The organism is Cryobacterium sp. PH31-L1 (genome assembly GCF_030063145.1).
Taxonomy (GTDB): domain Bacteria; phylum Actinomycetota; class Actinomycetes; order Actinomycetales; family Microbacteriaceae; genus Cryobacterium.
Genome location: NZ_JASISM010000001.1, coordinates 739,745 through 760,709 on the forward strand (window position 1 = coordinate 739,745; position 20,965 = coordinate 760,709).

Consider the following 20,965-nt stretch of genomic DNA (forward strand, 5'->3'; position numbering starts at 1 on the left):
ACTAAGCTAGGCAAGTGGCTGCAATCAACTTGGGGATGCCCAAAGTACCTGAGGTACTCGCTCCCAGACGTAAATCCCGTCAAATCAAGGTCGGAAAGGTCCTGGTCGGTGGCAATGCTCAAGTGAGCGTGCAATCGATGACGACCACTCCGACGACGAACATCAACGCGACGCTGCAGCAGATCGCCGAGCTCACGGCGACCGGCTGCGACATCGTGCGGGTTGCCGTGCCAACGCGTGATGACGCAGAAGCCCTGCCGATCATCGCGAAGAAGAGCCAGATCCCGGTGATCGCGGACATCCACTTTCAGCCGAACTACGTCTTCGCCGCGATCGACGCCGGCTGCGCCGCCGTGCGGGTCAACCCTGGCAACATCCGCAAGTTCGACGATCAGGTCGGCAAGATCGCTGCTGCAGCCAAGGCCGCCGGTGTCAGCCTGCGCATCGGCGTCAACGCCGGCTCGCTCGAGCCGAGCCTCATGCAGAAGTACGGAAAGGCCACCCCGGAGGCGCTCGTGGAGAGCGCCGTCTGGGAAGCGAGCCTGTTCGAGGAGCACGACTTTCACGACTTCAAGATCTCGGTCAAGCACAACGACCCGGTCATCATGGTCAAGGCCTACCGGCTGCTCGCCGAGCGCGGCGACTGGCCGTTACACCTCGGAGTGACCGAGGCCGGCCCGAGCTTTCAGGGCACCATCAAGAGCGCCACGGCCTTCGGCATCCTGCTCGGCGAGGGTATCGGAGACACCATCCGCGTGTCGCTGAGCGCCCCGCCGGTCGAGGAGATCAAGGTGGGCCTGCAGATCCTGCAGTCGCTCAACCTGCGCGAACGCAAGCTGGAGATCGTTTCCTGCCCGAGTTGTGGCCGGGCCCAGGTAGACGTCTACAAGCTCGCCAACGATGTCACCGACGGGCTCGAGGGCATGACTGTGCCGCTGCGCGTCGCGGTCATGGGTTGCGTCGTCAACGGACCGGGCGAGGCCCGCGAGGCCGACCTCGGTGTCGCGAGCGGAAACGGCAAGGGCCAGATCTTCGTGCGCGGCGAGGTCATCAAGACCGTCCCGGAGTCCGAGATCGTGAAGACGCTCATCGAAGAAGCCAACCGTCTCGCAGCCGAGATGCCCGCTGCCGAGTTGGGCAGTCCGACGGTCTCCGTCGGCGCGAAGTAGCATTCCCGATTCGCGAAAGCGGGTGAACGGTCGCTTGAGCACACGCCAGGCAACAGTTCACCCGCTTTCGCAGGACGCGGCATCCGATTGTTGGGTGAAGCGCGGGTTGCGCATCTTGCAGGTGTAAGAATATACTTGCACCCATCAGGAGGTGTCGAGTGAACACCGAACAGCTGAGCGCAACCCTCGCGGCGGTCGCCAGTCCGCAACGGATGCTGATCCTCGCCGAACTGCAGGGCGGGCGTGTGCACATCAGCGAGCTGGCGCGTCGCGTCGGTATGTCTCGTGCCCTGCTCTACATGCACCTGGCAAAACTCGAGGCAAGCGGATTTGTCACGACGTCGCTGGAACTCTCCCGGGAGGGAACCGCGCTCAAGCACGTCGCCTTGGCGCCATTCTCAATCATCGTCACCATCGACACCATCGCCGAGGCCGTGGCAAACGCTGCGGTAATCAACCAACAGGGGCAAACACCATGAACTTCGACTTCGCGTATCTCGTTCCCATCGTCGCGATCATCGGCGGAATCACCTACGCGATCTTCAAGCTGCACTTCCGGTCACGTCGGCAGGCAGCCGGTTCCGAGGGGTCGGCCGCCCTGACGCGCGCGCTGGCGGAGAGCGCTGCGACCAACGCCGCCCTCCTAGAAAAACTAACCGCGATGGATGCCAGACTGGTCGCCATCGAGCGCACCCTAAGTGAGGTCGGCTGAACCAAGCAGTGGGGGAGCGGATCGCGGCGCGCGCGTAAGGTAGACGGGTGCCTACACGTCTCTCCAACTACTTCCTCCGTACTCTCCGCGAAGACCCCTCCGACGCCGAGGTGACCAGCCACCGCCTGCTCGTGCGGGCCGGCTACATCCGTCGCCAAGCCCCGGGCATTTTCGCCTGGCTGCCGCTCGGCCTGCGGGTGAAAGCGAAAGTGGAGCGCATCATCCGTGAAGAGATGACTGCGGCCGGCGCGCACGAGGTGCACTTCCCGGCCCTGCTGCCGCGCGAACCCTACGAACTGACCGGTCGCTGGGACGAATACGGCGAGGGTCTGTTTCGCCTGAAGGACCGCAAGGGCTCCGACATGCTGCTCGCGCCGACGCACGAAGAGGTCTTCGCTCTGCTCGTGAAAGACCTGTACAGCAGCTACAAGGACCTGCCACTGTCGATCTACCAGATCCAGGACAAGTACCGCGACGAGGCACGCTCCCGCGGCGGACTGCTGCGCGGCCGAGAGTTCACCATGAAGGATGCCTACTCCTTCGACTACACCGACGCCGGCCTCGACCTGAGCTACCAGCAGCAGCGCGACGCCTACGAGCGCATCTTCGCCCGCTTCGGCCTCGAATACGCGATCGTTCAAGCGGATGCCGGCGCTATGGGTGGCTCCAAGAGCGAAGAATTTCTGCACCCGACTCCCGTCGGCGAGGACACCTTCGTGCGCAGCCCCGGCGGCTACGCGGCCAACATCGAGGCGTTCCGCACCCTCGTTCCGGAGAGCAAAGACTTCGGCGGGCTCCCCGCCGCGCAGGTCTTCGACACCCCGAACACCCCCACCATCCAGACGCTGGTCGACAAGGCCAACGCCGAGCACCCCCGCCTCGATGGGCGCGAGTGGACCGCAGCCGACACGCTCAAGAACGTCGTACTCGCCCTGACCAGTCTTGACGGAACGCGCGAACTCATCGCGATCGGCGTTCCCGGCGACCGCGAGGTCGACCTGAAGCGCGTCGAGGTAGCGTTCGCTCCCGCCGAGGTCGAGGCTGCAAACGAGGGTGACTTCGCCAAAAACCCGGGCCTGGTCAAGGGCTACATCGGCCCGTGGAGCGCCCAGGGTGCCGTTCTTGGTACCAAATCGACCACCGGCATCCGTTTTCTGGTCGACCCGCGCGTGGTCGCCGGCACCGAGTGGATCACCGGCGCCAACGAAGACAATCGGCACGTGTTCGGCCTCGTCGCGGGCCGTGACTTCGCCATCGACGACGTGGTCGAGTCCTCCGACGTGCGCGGCGGCGACCCGGCCCCCGACGGAAGTGGCCCGGTCGAACTCATCCGCGGCATGGAAATCGGTCACGTGTTCCAGCTGGGTCGCAAGTACGCCGAAGTGCTCGGCCTGAAGGTTCTCGATGAGAACGGCAAGCTGGTCACGGTCACGATGGGTTCATACGGCATTGGCGTCACCCGCATCCTCGCGGTCATCGCCGAACTCAACAACGATGCCAAGGGCCTGATCTGGCCCGAATCGGTCACGCCATTCGACGTGCACGTGATCGCCACCGGCCGGGACGAGATCGTCTTCGACACCTCGGAGGCCGTCGTTGCTGCCATCGAGGCCACCGGCCGCGAGGTGCTCTACGATGACCGCCGCAAGGTGTCGCCGGGTGTCAAGTTCGGTGACGCCGAGCTCATCGGCGTGCCGTGGATCGTCATCGTCGGCCGCGGCGCCGCCGACGGCATCGTCGAGCTGTGGGACCGCCGCAGCGGCGACCGCGAGCAGGTCGACGTCGCTGACGTCGCCAAGCACTTCGTCTAACGAGTCAGTATCGAGAACGGATGCTGCCGGCTGGCCCCGCCGGCAGCATCCGTTCTGCAGCGAACCCGCCGTAACCGGCCCAGTCCGGGCGAGTGGGTGACGGGGCGCCGCAGATTCGGGTACCGTAGTATTCAGCCCGCTGCGCGGTTTCGCGGCGGCAAGATCATGCGACTAGATCGTACGTAGAGGAGGCCGGCCATGGACATCGACCTCAGTGTTTTGCGGCTACTGGAGCGCGAAAAAGAGATTCCCTTCGAGGAACTCGTGCAAATCATCGAACAGGCGATTCTGACCGCCTATGTCAAGCACATCCAGCAGGACGTCACGAAGTTTGAAGCTTCGAAGATTGCTGAAGCCAAGCACGATATCCAGGAAGTGCCCGAAGCGCGTGTCGTTCTCGACCGCAAGTCCGGGCACGTGGATATCTACATTCCCGAGCACGACGACGAGGGCAACGTCATCGGCGAAGCCGTCGACAACCCGACCGACTTCGGTCGTATTGCGGCCTTCGCTGCCAAGCAGGTCATCAACCAGCGTCTGCGCGACCTGGCCGACGATGCCGTGCTCGGCGAGTTCAAAGGCCGCGAGGGCGACATCGTCGCCGGTATCATCCAGCAGGGTCCGAACCCGCGCATGATCCACGTCGACCTCGGTACCATCGAAGCGATCATGCCCCCCGAGGAGCAGGTTCCCACCGAGAGCTACGTGCACGGAGCGCGCATTCGCGTGTTCGTCACGGCCGTCGGTCGCGGACTCAAGGGCCCGCAGATCACCGTGTCGCGCACCCACCCGTCGCTCGTGCGCAAGCTGTTCGCACTCGAGGTCCCCGAGATTGCCAGTGGAGTCGTCGAGATCGTGTCACTCGCCCGCGAAGCCGGTCACCGCACCAAGATCGCCGTGCGCGCGACCGAGCCCGGCGTCAACGCCAAGGGCGCCTGCATCGGCGAGCTCGGCCAGCGCGTGCGCGCCGTGACCGTGGAACTGGGCAACGAGAAGATCGACATCGTCGACTTCTCGCCCGACCTCGCGACCTTCGTCGCGAGCGCGCTGTCGCCGGCCAAGGTGACCAGCGCCTACGTGATCGACGAGTCGATCAAGGCCGTGCGAGCCCTCGTGCCCGACTACCAGCTCTCGCTCGCCATCGGTAAAGAGGGCCAGAATGCTCGCCTCGCTGCCAAGCTCACCGGCGCGAAAATCGACATTCAGCCGGATAGCATTCTGGAGGATGCCGAATAGGGGGTACGATGGACTCCGTAAGAACGTGTATTGGCTGCCGTTCGCGCGCCCCTCGATCCTCACTTTTGCGGATCGTTGCTGGGAAATCAGAAATTGTAGTGGATGAAACCGCCACAATCCCCGGTAGAGGTGCGTGGCTGCACGCCCGTGAATCGTGCTTTCAGGATGCCGTAAGGCGACACGCTTTCGGGCGTGCCTTTCGCGTGACCAGGTCACTGGACGCGAAACAACTAGAGAACAGGCTGAATTGGCTTATGGATAACTAATGAGCGGCTCGAAATGAGACCCGTCCGTTACTAACGGTCTGCCCCTTTCCGGGTGCAGACCCGGAACAGGAGAATTGTGGCTGCGAAACCACGCGTGCACGAGATCGCTACCGAACTCGGACTCGAAAGCAAGGATGTCCTTGCTAAATTGAAAGAAATGGGCGAGTTCGTTAAAGGACCGTCTTCCAGTGTTGAACCGCCCGTAGCGCGTCGCCTTCGCGTCGCCCTCGAAGCCGTCAGCGCCGCCGCCAAGGCTGCAACGCCCGCGCCCGCTGCCAGTGCTGCTGCCAGTACTGCAACGTCGGCTCGTCCGAGCCACGGCGCCAAGCCGGGCGCTCGTCCGGGCCCGAAGCCCGCTGCCGAACCGGTTGCCCCGGCCGTGTCCGAGGTCGCTCCCGCAGCGGATGCCGCGCCCCTTCCGGTCGCGCCGCTCACCGTCGCCGAGCGCCAGACGCAGGCGGCCGAGAAGGCTGCCGCCGCCGAGAAGGCTGCTGCTGCCGACAAGGCCGCTGCCGCTGAGGCCGCCGCCAAGCCCAGCACCGATACCCCTGAAGCGAAGACCACGGAAGGATCGGCTACGCCGGTCAAGCCGGGTATGCCTCGCCCCGGAGCTGCACGACCGGGCAATAACCCGTTCGCCAGCAACCAGGGCATGGGTCAGCGTCCGGCCCAGCCGCCGCGTCCGGGTAACAACCCGTTCGCGAGTGCGCAGGGCATGGGCCAGCGCCCCGCAACACCCACCCCGAGCAACATTCCGCGTCCTGCGGCGCCTCGCCCCGGCGCGCCGCGCCCCGGCGGACCCGGCCAGGCTGCACGCCCGACCGGTTTCGGTCAGCGTCCGGGCGCTTTCCAGCGTCCAGGCGGGGCTCCGGGTGGAGCCGGTGGAGCACGCCCCGGATTCACTCGTCCCGGTGCTCCCGCCGGAGCTCCCGGTTTCGGCCCGCCTCGTCCCGCCGGTGGCGGCGGTGGAGCCGGTCGCGGTCGCGGTCCGGGCGGTGGCACCGCTGGTGCCTTCGGTCGCGGTGGCGGCAAGAACAAGGCGCGTAAGTCGAAGCGCACGAAGAGAGCAGAGTTCGAGCTGCGCGAGGCCCCGTCGCTGGGTGGAGTATCCGTACCCCGCGGCGACGGCGGAACCGTTGTGCGTCTGCGTCGCGGAGCATCCATTACGGACTTTGCCGACAAGATCGACGCCAGCCCCGGAAACCTCGTTACCGTACTTTTCCACCTCGGTGAAATGGCAACGGCAACGGAGTCCCTCGATGAGGCCACGTTCGACGTGCTCGGCAGTGAGCTCGGCTACAAGATCCAGATGGTCTCGCCCGATGACGAAGACCGTGAACTGCTGCTCGCGTTCGACATCGATATCGACCAAGAACTCGAAGACGAAACCGACGAAGACCTCGCGATTCGTCCTCCCGTCGTCACCGTCATGGGCCACGTCGACCACGGTAAGACCGCGCTTCTGGACGCGATCCGTAACGCCAAGGTTGCCGAGGGTGAAGCCGGTGGCATCACGCAGCACATCGGTGCGTACCAGATCATCACCGAGCACGAGGGCATCGACCGTGCCATGACCTTCATTGACACACCGGGCCACGAGGCGTTCACCGCCATGCGTGCTCGTGGTGCGCAGGTCACCGACATCGCCATCCTCGTGGTCGCCGCCGATGACGGCATCATGCCGCAGACGATTGAGGCACTCAACCACGCCCAGGCCGCCAACGTGCCGATCGTGGTTGCAGTGAACAAGATCGACAAGCCGGGCGCCAACCCGCAGAAGGTGCGCCAGCAGCTCACCGAATTCGGACTCGTCGCCGAAGAGTACGGCGGAGACGTCATGTTCGTCGACGTATCGGCCAAGAACAAGACCGGCATCAAGGAAATCCTTGACGCTGTGCTCCTGGTCGCCGATGCTGCCCTCGACATGCGCTCCAACCCCAACAAGGATGCCCGTGGTGTCGCCATCGAGGCTCGCCTCGACAAGGGCCGCGGCGCGGTGGCAACCGTGCTCATCCAGTCCGGAACGCTGCACGTCGGAGACTCCATCGTCGCCGGAACGGCCTATGGCCGTGTTCGTGCGATGGCCGACGAAAACGGAGTTGCCGTTCTCGCCGCCACGCCGTCCCGTGCGGTTCAGGTGCAGGGTCTGTCGAGCGTTCCCCGCGCCGGCGACACCTTCCTCGTCATCGAGGAAGACCGTACAGCCCGTCAGATCGCCGAGAAGCGTGAAGCCGCCGAGCGCAACGCACTGCTGGCCAAGGCTCGCAAGCGCATCAGCCTCGAAGACTTCACCCGCGCCCTTGAAGAGGGCAAGGTCGAGTCGCTCAACCTCATCATCAAGGGTGACGTTTCCGGTGCCGTTGAGGCCCTGGAAGAGTCGCTGCTCAAGATCGAGGTCGACGATTCGGTTCAGCTGCGCATCATCCACCGTGGTGTCGGTGCGGTCACGGAAAGCGACGTCAACCTCGCCACCGTCGACAACGCCATCATCATCGGGTTCAACGTTCGCCCTGACACGAAAGCCCGCGAGCGTGCTGCTCGCGAAGGCGTCGACGTGCGCTTCTACTCCGTCATCTACTCCGCCCTTGAGGACATCGAGAATTCCCTCAAGGGAATGCTCAAGCCCGAGTACGAAGAGATCCAGAGCGGTGTCGCCGAAATTCGCGAGGTCTTCAGCTCGTCGAAGTTCGGAAACGTCGCCGGTGTCATCGTGCGCTCCGGTACCATCACCCGAAATGCCAAGGCTCGCGTTATTCGCGAGGGCATCGTGGTGGGGGACAACCTGGGCATCGAGTCGCTGCGTCGCTTCAAGGACGATGTCACGGAGGTCCGTACGGACTTCGAGTGTGGTATCGGACTGGGCAAGTTCAACGACATCCGGATTGGTGATGAGATCGAGACCATCGAAATGAAGGAGAAGCCGCGCGTCTAGCGTTGGTTTGGGGGGTCGGGTTCCGTTGGGAATCCGACCCCGTTGGGGTCGGGTCTCCGTGGAATTTTCCGTTAAACGGGAAGAGAGCGCAGGACCCCTACCCCGATTCCCATTTAATGCAAAATTCTGCTCCGACCTCAGTGGGTAGGCAACATCCGTCTAAGACGGCATGAAATCGTAGAAGTACCCGGCGCTTCGGTGCCGGCTAACAAGGAGTAAGTCATGGCAGATCCGGAACGCGCCAGGAAGATGGCGGACCGCATTAAGGTCATCATTGCCAAGCGGCTGGAACGGGGACTTCGCGACCCCAGGCTCGGGTTCGTGACCATCACAGACGTGAAGGTCACGGGCGATCTGCAGCACGCCTCGGTGTTCTACACCGTGTACGGCTCGATCGAGGAGCGCACCGACAGCGCAGCGGCGTTGAAGGCTGCGACCGGGCTGATGCGCAGCGAAGTGGGCAAGAATATCACCGCGCGGCTGACTCCGTCGATCGAGTTCATCGCGGACGGTATCCCGGAGAATGCGGCGCTCATCGACGATCTGTTGCGCGAAGCGCACGACCGCGATACGGCGACCGAGGACAGCAAGGGCACAGCCACGTACGCCGGCGACGCCGACCCGTACAAGAAGCCGCGCGAGTACGACCTCGACGACGACTCTGATGACGATGAGTCTGACGAGTCCGACGCCGCGAGCACCGCGAAGCACTAGCGCGACCAGCATCACCGACCGGGCCCGGGCCCGGAAACTGGGCCCATGATAGAACATGGGCCCGCTTTCCGGGCCCGGGCCCGGAGAGGTTTAAGGCTGCTAGCGGCGGGCGGGGGCGCGCTGGTAACGCGCGAAACGGTAGGGGAGTGCCGTGGTCGAGCTGAGCCATCCGCTTGGCGGGCTTGCTGTCACGCGGGTCCAGGCGGCGGTTATGGCGGGCGCGAAGGTGTCGCCGGCAATGGAGGCATCGATCTCGGTCACCTCGAGCACGTCGGCGTAGGGCAGAGCGAGCCCGTAGATTTCAGCGCCGCCGATCACCCACAGGTCACCCTCGGTGTGGGCGAGAGCGTCTTCCAGGGTATGGGCGACGGATGCCCCCGCCGCGGCCCAGCCGCGCTGCCTGGTGATCACCACGTTCTTGCGGCCCGGCAGGGGGCGGAATCGTTCGGGGAGGGAATCCCAGGTGCGGCGGCCCATGATGACGGCGCTGCCGCTGGTGACGGCACGAAAATGGGCGAGGTCTTCCGGCAGGTGCCAGGGCATGACCCCATCGGCCCCGATGACGCCGCCGAGGGTCTGCGCCCAGATCAGGCCGAGGGTCATACCGCCACCGCGCCGCGGATGGCGGGATGGTGCTGGTAGTTCTCCAGCACGAGGTCGTCGTACTCGTAGTCGAACAGGCTCGCGCGGCCCGGCTTGATGCGCAGCGTGGGGGAGGGGAACGCAGCACGCGAAAGTTGCTCGGTGACCTGCTCGATGTGATTGTCGTAGATGTGGCAGTCCCCACCGGTCCAGACAAACTCACCGAGTTCGAGGCCGGCCTGCTCGGCGACGAGCTGGGTGAGCAGGGCGTAGCTGGCAATGTTGAAGGGCACTCCGAGAAACAAATCGGCGCTGCGCTGGTACAGCTGGCAGGAGAGCTTGCCGTCGGCGACGTAGAACTGGAACAGGGCATGGCAGGGGGCGAGGGCCATTTTCGGCAGGTCGGCCACGTTCCAGGCCGAGACGATCATACGCCGTGAATCCGGATCGGTGTGCAGGGTGTCGAGCACCTGACTGATCTGGTCGATGGTCTCTCCATTGGGAGTGGGCCAGGACCGCCACTGCACCCCGTAGACCGGGCCGAGCTCGCCGTTGTCGTCGGCCCACTCGTTCCAGATGCGCACACCCTTCTCCTGCAGCCACGTCACGTTGGAGTCGCCGCGCAGAAACCAGAGCAGCTCATAGGCGATCGACGCGAAGTGCACCCGTTTCGTGGTCACAAGCGGAAAGCCTGCGGCCAGGTCGAAGCGCAGCTGACGGCCGAACACACTGCGGGTGCCAGTTCCAGTGCGGTCAGCCTTGCGGGCACCGTTGTCGAGGACGTCGTGGAGCAGCGCAGAATACTGGGCATCGGCGGCGGTAGAACCAGCCGAGGAACCAGCCGAAGAACCAGCCGAGGAACCAGCCGAAGAACCAGCCGAGGCAACGCCGGGCAGATCGGCAGGAGAAGTCGTTGAGGTCACCAGCACAATCGTACGCGGGTATGGCCTGCTAGTCCGGCAGCGTGTACCCGTCGGCGGCCGGCATGGCCAGTCCGTCGGCGACGAGGCTGGCCAGCGCGCGCTGCAGCTGGGCAGCATCCGGCCAGAGTGTGGTGATTTCGGCATCCGTCACAAAGTGGTGGGTGGACCGCAGCTCGGCCATGATCAGGCCGCGCACCTGCCGGTCGCTGCCCTCGAACTTCTTCTGCACGGCCTTGCGGGTGCCGGTGTATTCCGGGTAGTCAGCGATCCGCCACGCGCACACATTCCGAATCGGGCATACATCGCAGTGGGGGCTGCGGCTGGTGCAGACGACAGCACCGAGTTCCATGATCGCGGCGTTGAACAGGGCGGCCTCCTGGGCGCTTTGCGGCAGCAGCAGGCCCATCGCCTCGAGGTCGCGGCCGCGGCTGGGCGGGGAGGGTTCGCCGGCGCCGGCAATGGCCCGGGCAATCACCCGCCGCGTGTTGGTATCCACGACCGGATGCCGATGGCCGTACGCGAACGCCGCCACCGCCCGCGCGGTGTAATCCCCGATGCCGGTCAGGGCGAGCAGATCGTCAAGGTCGGACGGCACCACACCCCCGTGCAGCTCGGTGATCTGCACCGCCGCGGCGTGCAGCCAGAGCGCGCGCCTCGGGTAGCCGAGACTGGACCAGGCCCGCACCGCCTCACTCGGCGGAACCGCGGCCAGCGAGGCCGGTGTCGGCCAGCGTGCCAGCCACTCCTCCAGCCGCGGAATGACCCGGTTGACCGGCGTCTGCTGCAGCATGAACTCGCTCACCAGAATGCCCCAGGCACCGAAGCCGTCGCGGCGCCACGGCAGGTCGCGGGCGTTCTGGGTGAACCAGGCGTTGAGCGTGGCGCTGACAGAGGCCGCATTGGTCTGCGGAGAGGGTGTGACGTTCATCCGTTCTAACCTAGGCTCGATTCATGAAGCTGGTTTCCACGCCCCGCATCGATTTTCTGCGCACCCTCGCCGCCGAGATCCTGCACAACTACGGCCGCGGCCGCACCATCATCGCCATCGACGGAACGGATGCCGCCGGTCGCGCCGCCTTCGCCGACGACCTCGCCGCGGTCTTTCGGGAACAGGAACGGCACGTGTTTCGAGCCAGCCTGCGCTACTTTCAGCACTCCCGCGCCGAACAAGAGCGCCTCGCACCCGACACACCAGACCGGCTCTACCGAGTCGGCTACGATTACTCCGCGCTCCGCCGGGTACTGGTCGAACCGTTTCGGATGGGCGGAAGCACCGGCTTCGTCACCGAGGAATTCGACCCCGACCGCGACGCCTGGATTCAGCCGACCTGGCAGAGCGCGCCCGCCGATGCCACGCTGATCATCGACGGCGACTACATCAACCGGCCCGAACTGCACGGGCTCTGGCTGTTCAGCGTGCTGCTCGAGGGCGAACCCGGCAGCGAGTCCCAAAGGCGCTACCTCGCTGAGGTGCACCCGCGCGATATCGTGTCGGCTGTGGTCGACGAGACCAACCCGCAGACCCCGCGCCGCGTGCTGACCGACCGCTGCTAGCGAAACCGGCCCCGCACTTCGGCCGGCGTCAGAAACACACCGCTCTGCTCGACCTCGTGCACCAGCTCGGTGAGCCGTGCGTTAACCGGCGCGGTCGTTCCGGTGGCCGTGGCGGCCCGCACCACCGCGCCGTTCAGAAAATCGATCTCGGTGCGCTGGCCGCGCGCGAGGCTCTGCAGGGTTGAACCCTGATTCGGCACGGTGCCCATGCGCGCGCGCATCGAGAGTGGCAGCACCTGCCCGGCCCAGACCGGCGTGAGCGCGAAGAGACGCAGGCGCCACTGCGACAGCCCCTGCAACGAGCCAAACCGTACTCCGCTGGCCAGGCCGACCCGCACGGTTTCGCGCATGCTTCGGGTCATGAGGAGGCGAAGGCCGGCCCGCCCAATCACGTCCTGCACGCTCATTCCGATGATGGCCGGCAGGGCGTTGAGCATGTTGACGACGAGCTTGGTCCACTGCGCACCAACGAAATTTTCCAGGGCCAGGGTGGGCACGGCGGCGTCCAGCAGCGCTTGCCAGCGCCGGGTGGCCGCATCCACTCTGCCATCGCCGCGGCCGAGATAGCTCTGGGCGGCCGTGGTGACCCGCACTCGACCCGGCCCCTCGTAGTGCGCGGCGATGATCGTGATCAGCCCGAAACAGTCCGAGTGGGGGAGCAGCCCGCGCGCTGTCATGACCCCGTCGAGCCCATTCTGCACGACGATCACGGGCGTGCCGTCGAGCACGGCAGCATTCTCGGTGATTGCCGTAGCGGCATCCTGCGCCTTGGTACAGATCAGCGCCAGATCGCACGGTTCCGTCAGCCGTTCAACGGCCTGCGGCCGCGCGACCCGGTCACCGAAACCACCGCTCAAGCGGATGCCGTCCGCCAACACAGCCGGCAGCGCCGCCCGGCGGGCAGTCACCACCAGATCATGCCCCTCGGCCGCCAGCAGGCAGGCGAAGGTGCTGCCCAGGGCGCCAGCACCGATCACCGCGATTCTCACGGCTCACATACTACGGGGCCCACCATCGGAGGATTCGCACCGAGGCCCAGTCGCACGCTGGTACCCTCAGGGAGTGACCAGCGGCCTTCTACTCATTGACAAGGCGCAGGGCTGGACCAGCCATGACGCTGTCGCCCGAACCCGGCGTCTGGCCGGCACCCGCAAGGTCGGCCACGCCGGCACCCTCGACCCCATGGCCACCGGCCTGCTCGTACTCGGCATCAACAGCTCGACCCGGCTTCTCACCTACGTCGTCGGCCTCGACAAGGAATACCTCGCCACCATCCGCCTCGGTCAGTCCACCACAACGGATGACGCGGAGGGCGACTGCCTCACCCGCGCCACCGCCGAGCAGGTCGCCGGTATCACCCCCGCGGCCGTCGCCGCCGGCATCAAAGACCTCACGGGCGACATCAGCCAGCAGCCGAGCGCGGTCAGCGCCATCAAAGTCGACGGTAAGCGTGCCTACGCCCGGGTTCGCGCCGGCGAAGACGTGCAGCTGCCGTCCAGGCCGGTGACCGTGAGCGAATTCGACCTGCTCTCCAGCACCCGCCACGACGGATCTCTTGACCTCGAGGTGCGCGTCGAATGCGCCTCCGGCACCTACATTCGGGCCCTTGCCCGCGACCTCGGACTTGCGCTCGGCGTCGGCGGGCATCTCACCGTGCTGCGCCGCACCCGCATCGGTCCGTTCCGCATCGAGAATGCGGCGACCCTCGAACGAGTCGACGTCGCCGTCCAGCTCATTTCGCCAGCGGATGCCGCGACCCGCCTGCTTCCAAGCCTCACGCTGACCCGCGAGCAGGCCGTCGACCTCGGTCATGGCAAACGCATCACGGTCGAGCCGGATGCCGCCCGTACCGGACCGGTCGCCGCCATCGCTCCCGACGGCCGCCTGATCGGACTGGTGGAATACCGTGGCGACCAGGCCAAGTCCCTGCTGAACTTTCCACCCGATGAACCGATAGCACCCCACCCGAGCGAATCGACCCCCACCCCATGATCGAATGGTTCACCTGGCTGCAACTGGCCATCGCCGTGCCCGGCGGCGTTCTCTGCGTCGTCCTCGGCCTGTTCGGGCGCAAACCCACCGACCTCACTATGGGCGCGACCGCCCTGGTCGAACTCCTGTTGATCGTGCAGCTCGCGGCCGCGATCGCGGCGCCGCTGGCCGGCAATACGGCCACCGGCAGCCTTCTGGAGTTCTATACCTACCTGATCAGTGCTATCCTGCTGCCGGTCGCGGCCGGATTCTGGGCCCTGGTCGAACGCAGCCGCTGGAGCACGGTGATCCTCGGCGTCACCTCCCTGTCGGTCGCCGTCATGCTGTACCGCATGAACCAGATCTGGAACGTGCAGGGCAGCTAGACGGTTCCAGGTCCGCTGCGGATGCTGCAATAATTATCGAACCAGATGAATGCCGAGCAATGACACAATCAGACTCCGAAACGCCAGCCCCCTCCAGCCGGGTGAGCGGCATCGGCCGACTCCTCATCGCCGTCTATGGCGTGCTGGCCCTCGCGGCCACCGGGCGTTCGTTCGTGCAGATCGTGCGGGCTTTCGATGAAGCCCCGCTCGCCTACACGCTGTCGGCTCTCGCGGCCGTCGTCTACATTGTGGCCACGGTCGCCCTGGTCAAACGCAGCGCCCTCTGGTATCGCATCGCCTGGATCACGATCAGCTTCGAACTGCTCGGGGTGCTCGTCGTGGGAACGCTGAGCCTGGTCGACCCGGCCCTGTTCCAGCACGCCACCGTGTGGTCGGTCTACGGCAGCGGCTACCTCTTCATTCCGCTGGTACTCCCGCTGCTGGGCATGTGGTGGCTTCGACGTCACCCGGTCACGTTGGCCGAGGCGCGCGCATGAAAATTCTCTACGGTGTCGACTCGGTGCCGAGCGACTGGCCCGCCTCTGCGGTGAGCATCGGCAAGTTCGACGGTGTGCACGCCGGGCATCGCGCGGTCATCGCCGAACTCAAGGCCATCGCGGCCAGGGAACAACTTGTGGCCGCCGTGGTCACGTTCGACCGGCATCCGCTGGCCCTGCTTTCGCCGGCCACCTGCCCGAGCATGCTGGTCAGCGCCGAGCAGAAACTCAACCTGATCGCCGAGACCGGCGTTGATGCCACGCTACTGCTCGAATTCAACCAGGCACTCTCCAGCCTGCCTCCGCGTGAGTTCATCGAGCGCATCCTGGTCACCGCCCTGCACGCCCGGTTTGTGCTGGTCGGTCGCGACTTTCGGTTCGGGGCGAAGGGCGCGGGCGACGTTGCCCTGCTCCGTGAGCTCGGCGCCGAGTTCGGCTACGAAGTGCGCCTGATCGACGACGTGAAGCCCGACGGCGCCCGAAGGGTGTCGTCGACCTGGATCCGCGAGCTGCTCGAGAGCGGCGAGGTGACCGAAGCCGGCGAACTGCTCGGCCACCTGCCCACCGTTCGCGGCGTCGTCGTGCACGGTGCCGCCAGGGGCCGTGAGCTCGGTTTTCCCACCGCCAACCTGTCAGCCGATTCCGACGGCCTGATTCCCGCCGACGGCGTGTACGCCGGCTGGCTGAGCGATGCGGGATCCCGCTACCCGGCCGCCATCTCGGTGGGTAACAACCCGACCTTCGACGGCGTGGCCCAGAAACAGGTAGAAGCGTACGTGCTCGACGAAGTGGATCTTGACCTCTACGACCACATCGTCGACGTATCGTTCGTGGAGCGGATTCGCGGCATGGTCGCCTATTCGGGCATCGACCCGTTGATCGCGCAAATCCGTGACGACGTCGCGCGGGTTCGAATGATTCTCAGCCGCACGAACGCGCACTAGTCCAGCCGCAGCCGGTTGCCCACGGCGAACCAGGCCGTCGCGCCGAACAACGGGGCGAGCAAAACCGCCAGTACCCAGTTGGTGCGAACGGTGGGGCAGAGGTGCGCGGCCCGCCCGATCTGAACCACGGCGACGAGCGACAGCGTCAGCACCATCACGCCCGCGAACACCGCCAAAATGATGCCCACCCAGCCGTTATCGCCCACATTCCCCATAGCAGAAACCATACCAAATAGTATTTTTATTGTACAGCCACAAAGGGAGAATGGTGGAGGTCTCTGGGTCATCGCGTCGGGGCTAGTTCGCCCCGGTACGCTGGGAACAAGAGTAAATTCCTGGGGGTTTTATGTCACAACAAGCACGAGCGATAGAAACGCGCGCGGCGATAATTCGCGGTGCCGCGGAAGCTTTCGAGCAACGCGGGTACGGGAGCACGTCCCTCGCGCAGGTGAGCGCTGCCGCCGGGGTAACCAAGGGGGCCCTGTACTTTCACTTCGATTCCAAGGAAGCCCTCGCGGTGGCCATTATCGATGCCCAGCACGAGAAATCGGTCGGTGCCGGCCGAGCGCTGCTCGACAGAAACGTGCCAGGCCTGCGCGCCCTCGTCTCCATGTCCTACGAGCTGGCTCGTCAGCTTCGCGATGACCTCATCGTCAGCGCCGGAGTGCGCCTGACCATTGAGGCGGTGAACTTCTCCACTCCGGTGTCGGCTCCCTATCTCGACTGGATGGTCGCCTGCGAGGAGTTTTTGCGCCGGGGAATCGCCGAGGGGGACGTGGCTCCAACGATCGATGTGGCGGCTGCGGCACGCTTCTTCACCGCCGGCTTCACCGGCGTGCAGGTCGTCTCGGACGTGCTGACCAAGCGCGGCGATATCGACCAACGACTGACCGACATGTGGGCGCTGATGCTGCCCGGTCTCGTCGCCCCCGAACGCTGGGACGACCTGAAGAATCTGGCCACCGAGGTGCAGCAGGAACGCAGGAAGCCGCAGCCCTAGACTGACCGAGTGAATACTGCCGTCTCCCGCCGACTGTGGCCGGGGCGCGGCCTCGCCCTGCTGGGCATCATTTTCGTCGCGGCAAACCTGCGCAACGCGGTGGCCGCACTCTCGCCGATCGTGACCGAGATCAACGTCGATATCCCGCTGAGCGCGGTGTCGATCGGGGTGCTCGGCATGCTGCCACCGGTGTGCTTTGCCCTGTTCGGCATCTTCACCCCCATGATCACCCGCCGCCACGGTCTCGAAGTGCCACTCGTGCTCGCCCTCGTCGCGATTCTTCTCGGTCACGTCACTCGAGGCCTGTCCGGCTCGATCACCATGCTCATCATCGGCAGCGTCATCGCCTTCGCCGGACTCGGCGTCGGCAACGTGCTGCTGCCGCCGTTGGTCAAGAAATACTTTCCGGACCGTGTCGGCCTCATGACGAGCGTCTACGTGACCGTGGTGTCCCTGAGTACCCTGGTGCCGCCACTGATCGCCGTTCCGGTAGCGGATGCCGCCGGCTGGCGGGTCTCGCTCGGCATGTGGATGCTGCTTGCCCTGCTCGCTCTGGTGCCGTGGATCACCATGCTGGTGCGGCATCGCACCACGCAAACGCCCGGCCCGGTCGTGGACGAGGCTGACGCTGCCATTCTCGGTCGCCTGTGGAAATCCTCCATCGCCTGGGCGATCGCGGGGGTGTTTGCGGCCTCCTCTCTCAACGCGTACGCCATGTTCGCCTGGCTTCCGCAACTGCTCGTCGATACGGCGGGGGTCAGTCCGGCCCAGGCCGGCACGCTGCTCGCGGTCTATGCCGGCATGGGAATCCCGTGCGCGCTGATCATCCCGGTGCTCACCGCGCGCATGGCCAATGTCGGGCCGCTCGTCTATATCGGGGTATTCCTGTTCATGGCCGGTGATCTCGGTCTGCTGTTCGCGCCGGAGACCCTAACCTGGCTCTGGGTAAGTTTTGCGGGCCTGGGGCCGTTGTTCTTTCCGCTCGCGCTCGTGCTGATCAACCTGCGCACCCGTACCCACGCTGGCGCTGTGGCTCTCAGTGGCTTTGTGCAGAGCGTCGGCTACACCCTGGGAGCCCTGGGGCCGCTGGTCTTCGGTTTGTTGCACGAGCTCAGCGGCGGCTGGACCTGGCCGCTCGGCTTTCTGCTCGCCACCGCTCTGGCCATCATCATCGCCGGTACCGTGATCGGTCGTCCGCACATGCTCGAAGACGATCTGGAACGCTCCCGCTGACGGACCTCAGGGCACCAGTTCGGCTCGGTGGATCAGTGCCGCAGCACCGATCAGCGGCCCGTCGCCCGACAGGGCTGACGGAACCAGTCGCACTCGGGTGGCGTAGGCGAACTGCACCCGCCGTTTGATCGCCTCGCGGGCGAACTCGAGCAGGTCGGGGGTGACGTTGGAGAAGCCGCCGCCGATGGCCACCAGGTCTAGGTCGAGCAGTGTCGCTGCGGACGCGATGGCCTGGCCGAGCGCCCCGCCGCTGCGTGCGACGGCGGCGACCGCGATCGGATCGGCGGCCGCGTAGGCTGCCGCGAGGTCTTCGCCCGACTCGCCGGTGAACCCCTGGCGACGCGCCCAGGCGACGGTCTTCGGACCGGAGGCGATGGCCTCGATGCAGCCCACGCCACCGCAGGCGCAGGGGTCGCCAAAACCGCCGACCTCAATGTGGCCGATATGCCCCGCGTTGCCGGTCGGCCCCGACGCGGTCACGCCGCCGAGGATCAGGCCGCCGCCGATGCCCGTTGACACGATCATGCCCATCAGGTTGTCGACGCCCTGGCCGGCGCCCACCCAGTGCTCGGCGAGGGTGATGCAGAGCCCGTCCATGCGCAGGCGCACCGGCAGGCCGGGAACTAGGCCGGCCACCAGCTCCTTGAGCGGATACTCGCGCCAGACCGCCAGATTCAACGGGGACACCGCCCCCTGTCGCAAGTGGATCGGCCCGGCACAGCCGATACCAACCCCGACCAGCGGATATCCCGGAGGCAGGCTCGCCAGGGTCTGGAGCACCACACCCTGGACAGCGGATGCCAGTTGTTCGCTCGTCGCGCGCCCCCCGGTGGGTGCGCGGTGTCGGCTGGTACTGAGCACGACTCCGAGGTTATCCACCAGGGCTGCTTCCACCTTGGTGCCCCCGACATCGACGGCGAGAACGTACGTGGAGGCTTCAATGGCGGGCATGCATTCATCGTAGAAGATCGCACCTCTGCTCAGATGAGCAACAATGCCTACGACTGTTGATTCCTGCGGCGGACCGTCGTAGGCTGGCTTCAAACGATTGGACCGCGATCTTTCCATGAGCGACATCGACGAACTCCTGTCCATCCGCGCCGCCGAACTCTATTACGAAGAGAACCAGACCCAGGACGAGATCGGCGTGATTCTGCGCCTGACCCGGTGGAAGGTCGGCCGCTTGCTGGCCAGTGCCAAGGCCAACGGCTTCATCCGCATCGAGATCGTGCACCCGCGCGCCCGACGGCTGCCGATCGAACGCCGCCTGCGTGAATCGACCGGCCTCACCGACGCCATCGTGGTCTCCTCCGCCGGCGTGTCGAGTGACGCCGAACTGCAGTCCCGCACCGCGCAGGCCGCCGCCGACTACCTCACCAGCCTCCGCCCGATTCCGCGAACCCTCGGCATCAGCTGGGGGCGCACCCTGCACGACGTCTCCCTGCACCTCAAACAGGGCTGGGCGCCGGGGGTCAACGTCGTGCAGATCAACGGCGGCGTCAGCCTGAACCAGCGCACCGGCACCGCGGCATCCACTGCCGTCACCATCGCCCACAAGGCAGACGGTTCGGCCACCCTGCTGCCGAGTCCGGCCATCTTCGAACGCCTCGAGACCAAGCAGGCGATGGAAGCAGACCGCACCGTCGCCGGGGTGCTCGCCCTGGCCCGCAACGCGCAGGCCTACGTTTTCAGCGCCGGGCAAGCGGATGCGAATTCCGCCCTCGTCGACAGCGGCTACCTCACCGTCGAGCAAATCGACGAACTCGTCTCCCGCGGCGCGGTCGGCGATGTCGTCGGCCGCTATATCGATGCCAACGGCCGCATCGTCGACCCCGAACTCAACGAACGCACGGTCGGTATTCAGATCGACCAGTTGCGCCGCGCCCCGCTCACCATCGCCGTCATCTCCGGAAACAACAAGCACGCCATCGCTCGCGCCGTCGTGCGTAACGGCCTGTGCACCGTGCTGGTGACCGACGAAGACACCGCGAACGCTCTGCTCCAGGAAAAGGACACCCCATGACTCACAGCCCCCTGGCTACCTACCAGCCGGAACAGCGTGCCCTCGCGCTGATCGGCGGGGAGGCCACCGACGCCAACCTGCGCCGGTACCTGCACGGAATCCCCGGAATCGACGCAGTCGGCCTCGAAGCCCGCGCCGCCGACCTCGGCACCCGCTCGATCAAAACCAGCTCCAAACGCTGGGCGATCGACACCATCATCGGCCTGATCGACCTCACCACCCTCGAGGGCGCGGACACCCCGGGCAAGGTGCGCTCCCTCGTGGCCAAGGCGCTTGTGCCAGACCCGAGCGACCCCGGTACCCCCCGCGTGGCCGCGGTCTGCGTCTACGGCGACATGGTCGGTACCGCCGTCACCGCGCTCGGCTCGGCCCACGCCGCCGGCGGCACGGAGGGAATCAACGTAGCCGCCGTCGCCACCGCTTTTCCGAGCGGCCGCGCCTCTCTGGCGATCAAGCTCGCCGACGTGCGCGACTCGGTCGCGGCCGGCGCCGACGAAATCGACATGGTCATCGACCGTGGTGCTTTTCTGGCCGGCCGTTTCGGCCAGGTCTACGAGGAGATCGTCGCGGTGAAAGACGCCTGCCGCCGCGCCGACGGGTCGATGGCTCACCTCAAGGTGATTCTTGAGACCGGCGAACTGAACACCTACGACAACGTGCGCCGCGCCTCCTGGCTGGCCATTCTGGCCGGTGGCGATTTCATCAAGACCTCCACCGGCAAGGTGGCCCCGGCAGCGACGCTGCCCGTGACGCTGTCGATGCTCGAGGTCGTGCGCGACTGGCACCGCCTTACCGGCGTGCGGATCGGCGTGAAACCGGCCGGCGGCATCCGTACCTCGAAGGACGCCATCAAATACCTCGTGACGGTTGCCGAAACCGTGGGGGAGGAGTGGCTCACGCCCCACCTGTTCCGCTTCGGCGCCTCCAGCCTGCTCAATGACGTGCTTCTGCAGCGTCAAAAGATGACGACCGGGCACTACTCCGGCCCCGACTACGTGACGATCGATTAGGG

Annotated in this window: 23 protein-coding genes; 17 read left to right on the forward strand and 6 right to left on the reverse strand. The window is 65.8% G+C overall.

The window, feature by feature from the left end; genetic code table 11:
• Positions 1–14 precede the first annotated feature (14 nt).
• From ispG to rbfA, 8 genes are all read left to right on the forward strand, one after another.
• Positions 15–1,169: a flavodoxin-dependent (E)-4-hydroxy-3-methylbut-2-enyl-diphosphate synthase gene (gene ispG, locus QMF22_RS03600; protein ID WP_283450434.1), complete on the forward strand. Its 1,155-nt coding sequence runs from the start codon at positions 15–17 to the stop codon at positions 1,167–1,169.
• Positions 1,170–1,327: 158 nt separating this feature from the next.
• Entirely contained in the window at positions 1,328–1,648 is a 321-nt protein-coding gene (locus tag QMF22_RS03605; protein WP_283450436.1) for an ArsR/SmtB family transcription factor, read from the forward strand.
• The gene (locus tag QMF22_RS03610) at positions 1,645–1,881 is read left to right on the forward strand and encodes a hypothetical protein (protein WP_283450438.1); all 237 of its coding nucleotides are present in this window, start codon (positions 1,645–1,647) and stop codon (positions 1,879–1,881) included. Before QMF22_RS03605 ends, QMF22_RS03610 begins: the two co-directional genes overlap by 4 nt.
• A 47-nt stretch (positions 1,882–1,928) precedes the next feature.
• The gene (locus tag QMF22_RS03615; RefSeq protein ID WP_283450441.1) at positions 1,929–3,692 is read left to right on the forward strand and encodes a proline--tRNA ligase; all 1,764 of its coding nucleotides are present in this window, start codon (positions 1,929–1,931) and stop codon (positions 3,690–3,692) included.
• A gap of 198 nt (positions 3,693–3,890) precedes the next feature.
• Positions 3,891–4,928 carry a transcription termination factor NusA gene (gene nusA / locus QMF22_RS03620; RefSeq protein WP_283450443.1) on the forward strand — a complete coding sequence of 346 codons (1,038 nt, stop codon included), beginning with the start codon at positions 3,891–3,893 and terminating at the stop codon, positions 4,926–4,928.
• 8 nt (positions 4,929–4,936) lie between these two features.
• The gene (locus QMF22_RS03625; RefSeq protein ID WP_105034388.1) at positions 4,937–5,194 is read left to right on the forward strand and encodes a YlxR family protein; all 258 of its coding nucleotides are present in this window, start codon (positions 4,937–4,939) and stop codon (positions 5,192–5,194) included.
• A 76-nt stretch (positions 5,195–5,270) separates the two neighbouring features.
• Positions 5,271–8,126, forward strand: coding sequence for a translation initiation factor IF-2 (gene infB / locus QMF22_RS03630; protein ID WP_283450448.1), 2,856 nt, complete (start codon positions 5,271–5,273; stop codon positions 8,124–8,126).
• 222 nt (positions 8,127–8,348) lie between these two features.
• The gene (gene rbfA / locus QMF22_RS03635; protein WP_105034386.1) at positions 8,349–8,840 is read left to right on the forward strand and encodes a 30S ribosome-binding factor RbfA; all 492 of its coding nucleotides are present in this window, start codon (positions 8,349–8,351) and stop codon (positions 8,838–8,840) included.
• Positions 8,841–8,939: 99 nt separating this feature from the next.
• Here rbfA and QMF22_RS03640 read toward each other — a convergent pair whose 3' ends face one another.
• The 3 genes from QMF22_RS03640 to QMF22_RS03650 form a co-directional block, all read right to left on the reverse strand.
• Entirely contained in the window at positions 8,940–9,443 is a 504-nt protein-coding gene (locus QMF22_RS03640; RefSeq protein ID WP_283450451.1) for a dihydrofolate reductase, read from the reverse strand.
• On the reverse strand, positions 9,440–10,216 hold the full coding sequence (locus tag QMF22_RS03645) for a thymidylate synthase (RefSeq protein ID WP_283450752.1): 777 nt from the start codon (positions 10,214–10,216) through the stop codon (positions 9,440–9,442). Before QMF22_RS03645 ends, QMF22_RS03640 begins: the two co-directional genes overlap by 4 nt.
• Positions 10,217–10,373: 157 nt before the next feature.
• The gene (locus QMF22_RS03650) at positions 10,374–11,273 is read right to left on the reverse strand and encodes an iron-sulfur binding domain-containing protein (protein WP_283450453.1); all 900 of its coding nucleotides are present in this window, start codon (positions 11,271–11,273) and stop codon (positions 10,374–10,376) included.
• 23 nt (positions 11,274–11,296) lie between these two features.
• Between QMF22_RS03650 and QMF22_RS03655 the strand changes: the two genes are divergently transcribed.
• The gene (locus tag QMF22_RS03655; protein ID WP_283450455.1) at positions 11,297–11,899 is read left to right on the forward strand and encodes a nucleoside/nucleotide kinase family protein; all 603 of its coding nucleotides are present in this window, start codon (positions 11,297–11,299) and stop codon (positions 11,897–11,899) included.
• Here the strand turns inward: QMF22_RS03655 and QMF22_RS03660 are convergent.
• Positions 11,896–12,888, reverse strand: a complete 993-nt coding sequence (locus QMF22_RS03660) for a ketopantoate reductase family protein (protein ID WP_283450457.1) — start codon at positions 12,886–12,888, stop codon at positions 11,896–11,898. The two genes, QMF22_RS03655 and QMF22_RS03660, sit on opposite strands and share 4 nt — an antisense overlap.
• A 73-nt stretch (positions 12,889–12,961) precedes the next feature.
• On the opposite strand from QMF22_RS03660, the gene truB reads away from it, so the two are divergent.
• From truB to QMF22_RS03680, 4 genes are read left to right on the forward strand one after another with little or no spacing between them, the layout of a single operon-like run.
• Positions 12,962–13,891 carry a tRNA pseudouridine(55) synthase TruB gene (gene truB / locus QMF22_RS03665; RefSeq protein WP_283450460.1) on the forward strand — a complete coding sequence of 310 codons (930 nt, stop codon included), beginning with the start codon at positions 12,962–12,964 and terminating at the stop codon, positions 13,889–13,891.
• Positions 13,888–14,256, forward strand: coding sequence for a hypothetical protein (locus QMF22_RS03670; protein ID WP_283450462.1), 369 nt, complete (start codon positions 13,888–13,890; stop codon positions 14,254–14,256). The genes truB and QMF22_RS03670 overlap by 4 nt, the downstream gene beginning before the upstream one ends.
• Before the next feature lie 59 nt (positions 14,257–14,315).
• Positions 14,316–14,753, forward strand: coding sequence for a hypothetical protein (locus tag QMF22_RS03675; protein WP_283450464.1), 438 nt, complete (start codon positions 14,316–14,318; stop codon positions 14,751–14,753).
• Positions 14,750–15,697 carry a bifunctional riboflavin kinase/FAD synthetase gene (locus tag QMF22_RS03680; protein ID WP_283450466.1) on the forward strand — a complete coding sequence of 316 codons (948 nt, stop codon included), beginning with the start codon at positions 14,750–14,752 and terminating at the stop codon, positions 15,695–15,697. The genes QMF22_RS03675 and QMF22_RS03680 overlap by 4 nt, the downstream gene beginning before the upstream one ends.
• On the opposite strand, the gene QMF22_RS03685 is transcribed toward QMF22_RS03680, so the two are convergent.
• Positions 15,694–15,924, reverse strand: a complete 231-nt coding sequence (locus tag QMF22_RS03685; RefSeq protein ID WP_283450468.1) for a hypothetical protein — start codon at positions 15,922–15,924, stop codon at positions 15,694–15,696. The two genes, QMF22_RS03680 and QMF22_RS03685, sit on opposite strands and share 4 nt — an antisense overlap.
• A gap of 119 nt (positions 15,925–16,043) precedes the next feature.
• Here QMF22_RS03685 and QMF22_RS03690 point away from each other — a divergent pair, with 119 nt between their 5' ends.
• Both QMF22_RS03690 and QMF22_RS03695 read left to right on the forward strand, forming a co-directional pair.
• Complete coding sequence (locus QMF22_RS03690; protein WP_283450470.1) at positions 16,044–16,697, forward strand: ScbR family autoregulator-binding transcription factor; 654 nt, start codon at positions 16,044–16,046, stop codon at positions 16,695–16,697.
• A gap of 9 nt (positions 16,698–16,706) precedes the next feature.
• Positions 16,707–17,930: an MFS transporter gene (locus tag QMF22_RS03695; protein WP_283450472.1), complete on the forward strand. Its 1,224-nt coding sequence runs from the start codon at positions 16,707–16,709 to the stop codon at positions 17,928–17,930.
• A 6-nt stretch (positions 17,931–17,936) separates the two neighbouring features.
• Here QMF22_RS03695 and QMF22_RS03700 read toward each other — a convergent pair whose 3' ends face one another.
• Positions 17,937–18,881 (reverse strand): ROK family protein, encoded by a 945-nt coding sequence (locus QMF22_RS03700; protein WP_283450475.1) that lies wholly within the window; start codon positions 18,879–18,881, stop codon positions 17,937–17,939.
• A 115-nt stretch (positions 18,882–18,996) separates the two neighbouring features.
• Here QMF22_RS03700 and QMF22_RS03705 point away from each other — a divergent pair, with 115 nt between their 5' ends.
• Together QMF22_RS03705 and deoC are read left to right on the forward strand one after the other, a co-directional pair.
• Positions 18,997–19,953, forward strand: a complete 957-nt coding sequence (locus QMF22_RS03705) for a sugar-binding transcriptional regulator (protein WP_283450477.1) — start codon at positions 18,997–18,999, stop codon at positions 19,951–19,953.
• Positions 19,950–20,963 carry a deoxyribose-phosphate aldolase gene (deoC, locus tag QMF22_RS03710; protein WP_283450479.1) on the forward strand — a complete coding sequence of 338 codons (1,014 nt, stop codon included), beginning with the start codon at positions 19,950–19,952 and terminating at the stop codon, positions 20,961–20,963. The genes QMF22_RS03705 and deoC overlap by 4 nt, the downstream gene beginning before the upstream one ends.
• The last annotated feature ends 2 nt before the right edge of the window (positions 20,964–20,965 follow it).

Coding starts and splice junctions, on each gene's coding strand:
- QMF22_RS03610 (WP_283450438.1), top strand. CDS start 1,645: ATGAACTTCGACTTCGCGTATCTCGTTCCCATCGTCGCGATCATCGGC.
- nusA (WP_283450443.1), top strand. CDS start 3,891: ATGGACATCGACCTCAGTGTTTTGCGGCTACTGGAGCGCGAAAAAGAG.
- QMF22_RS03625 (WP_105034388.1), top strand. CDS start 4,937: ATGGACTCCGTAAGAACGTGTATTGGCTGCCGTTCGCGCGCCCCTCGA.
- rbfA (WP_105034386.1), top strand. CDS start 8,349: ATGGCAGATCCGGAACGCGCCAGGAAGATGGCGGACCGCATTAAGGTC.
- QMF22_RS03640 (WP_283450451.1), bottom strand. CDS start 9,443: ATGACCCTCGGCCTGATCTGGGCGCAGACCCTCGGCGGCGTCATCGGG.
- QMF22_RS03650 (WP_283450453.1), bottom strand. CDS start 11,273: ATGAACGTCACACCCTCTCCGCAGACCAATGCGGCCTCTGTCAGCGCC.
- QMF22_RS03655 (WP_283450455.1), top strand. CDS start 11,297: ATGAAGCTGGTTTCCACGCCCCGCATCGATTTTCTGCGCACCCTCGCC.
- QMF22_RS03670 (WP_283450462.1), top strand. CDS start 13,888: ATGATCGAATGGTTCACCTGGCTGCAACTGGCCATCGCCGTGCCCGGC.
- QMF22_RS03675 (WP_283450464.1), top strand. CDS start 14,316: ATGACACAATCAGACTCCGAAACGCCAGCCCCCTCCAGCCGGGTGAGC.
- QMF22_RS03680 (WP_283450466.1), top strand. CDS start 14,750: ATGAAAATTCTCTACGGTGTCGACTCGGTGCCGAGCGACTGGCCCGCC.
- QMF22_RS03685 (WP_283450468.1), bottom strand. CDS start 15,924: ATGGTTTCTGCTATGGGGAATGTGGGCGATAACGGCTGGGTGGGCATC.
- QMF22_RS03690 (WP_283450470.1), top strand. CDS start 16,044: ATGTCACAACAAGCACGAGCGATAGAAACGCGCGCGGCGATAATTCGC.
- QMF22_RS03700 (WP_283450475.1), bottom strand. CDS start 18,881: ATGCCCGCCATTGAAGCCTCCACGTACGTTCTCGCCGTCGATGTCGGG.
- QMF22_RS03705 (WP_283450477.1), top strand. CDS start 18,997: ATGAGCGACATCGACGAACTCCTGTCCATCCGCGCCGCCGAACTCTAT.
- deoC (WP_283450479.1), top strand. CDS start 19,950: ATGACTCACAGCCCCCTGGCTACCTACCAGCCGGAACAGCGTGCCCTC.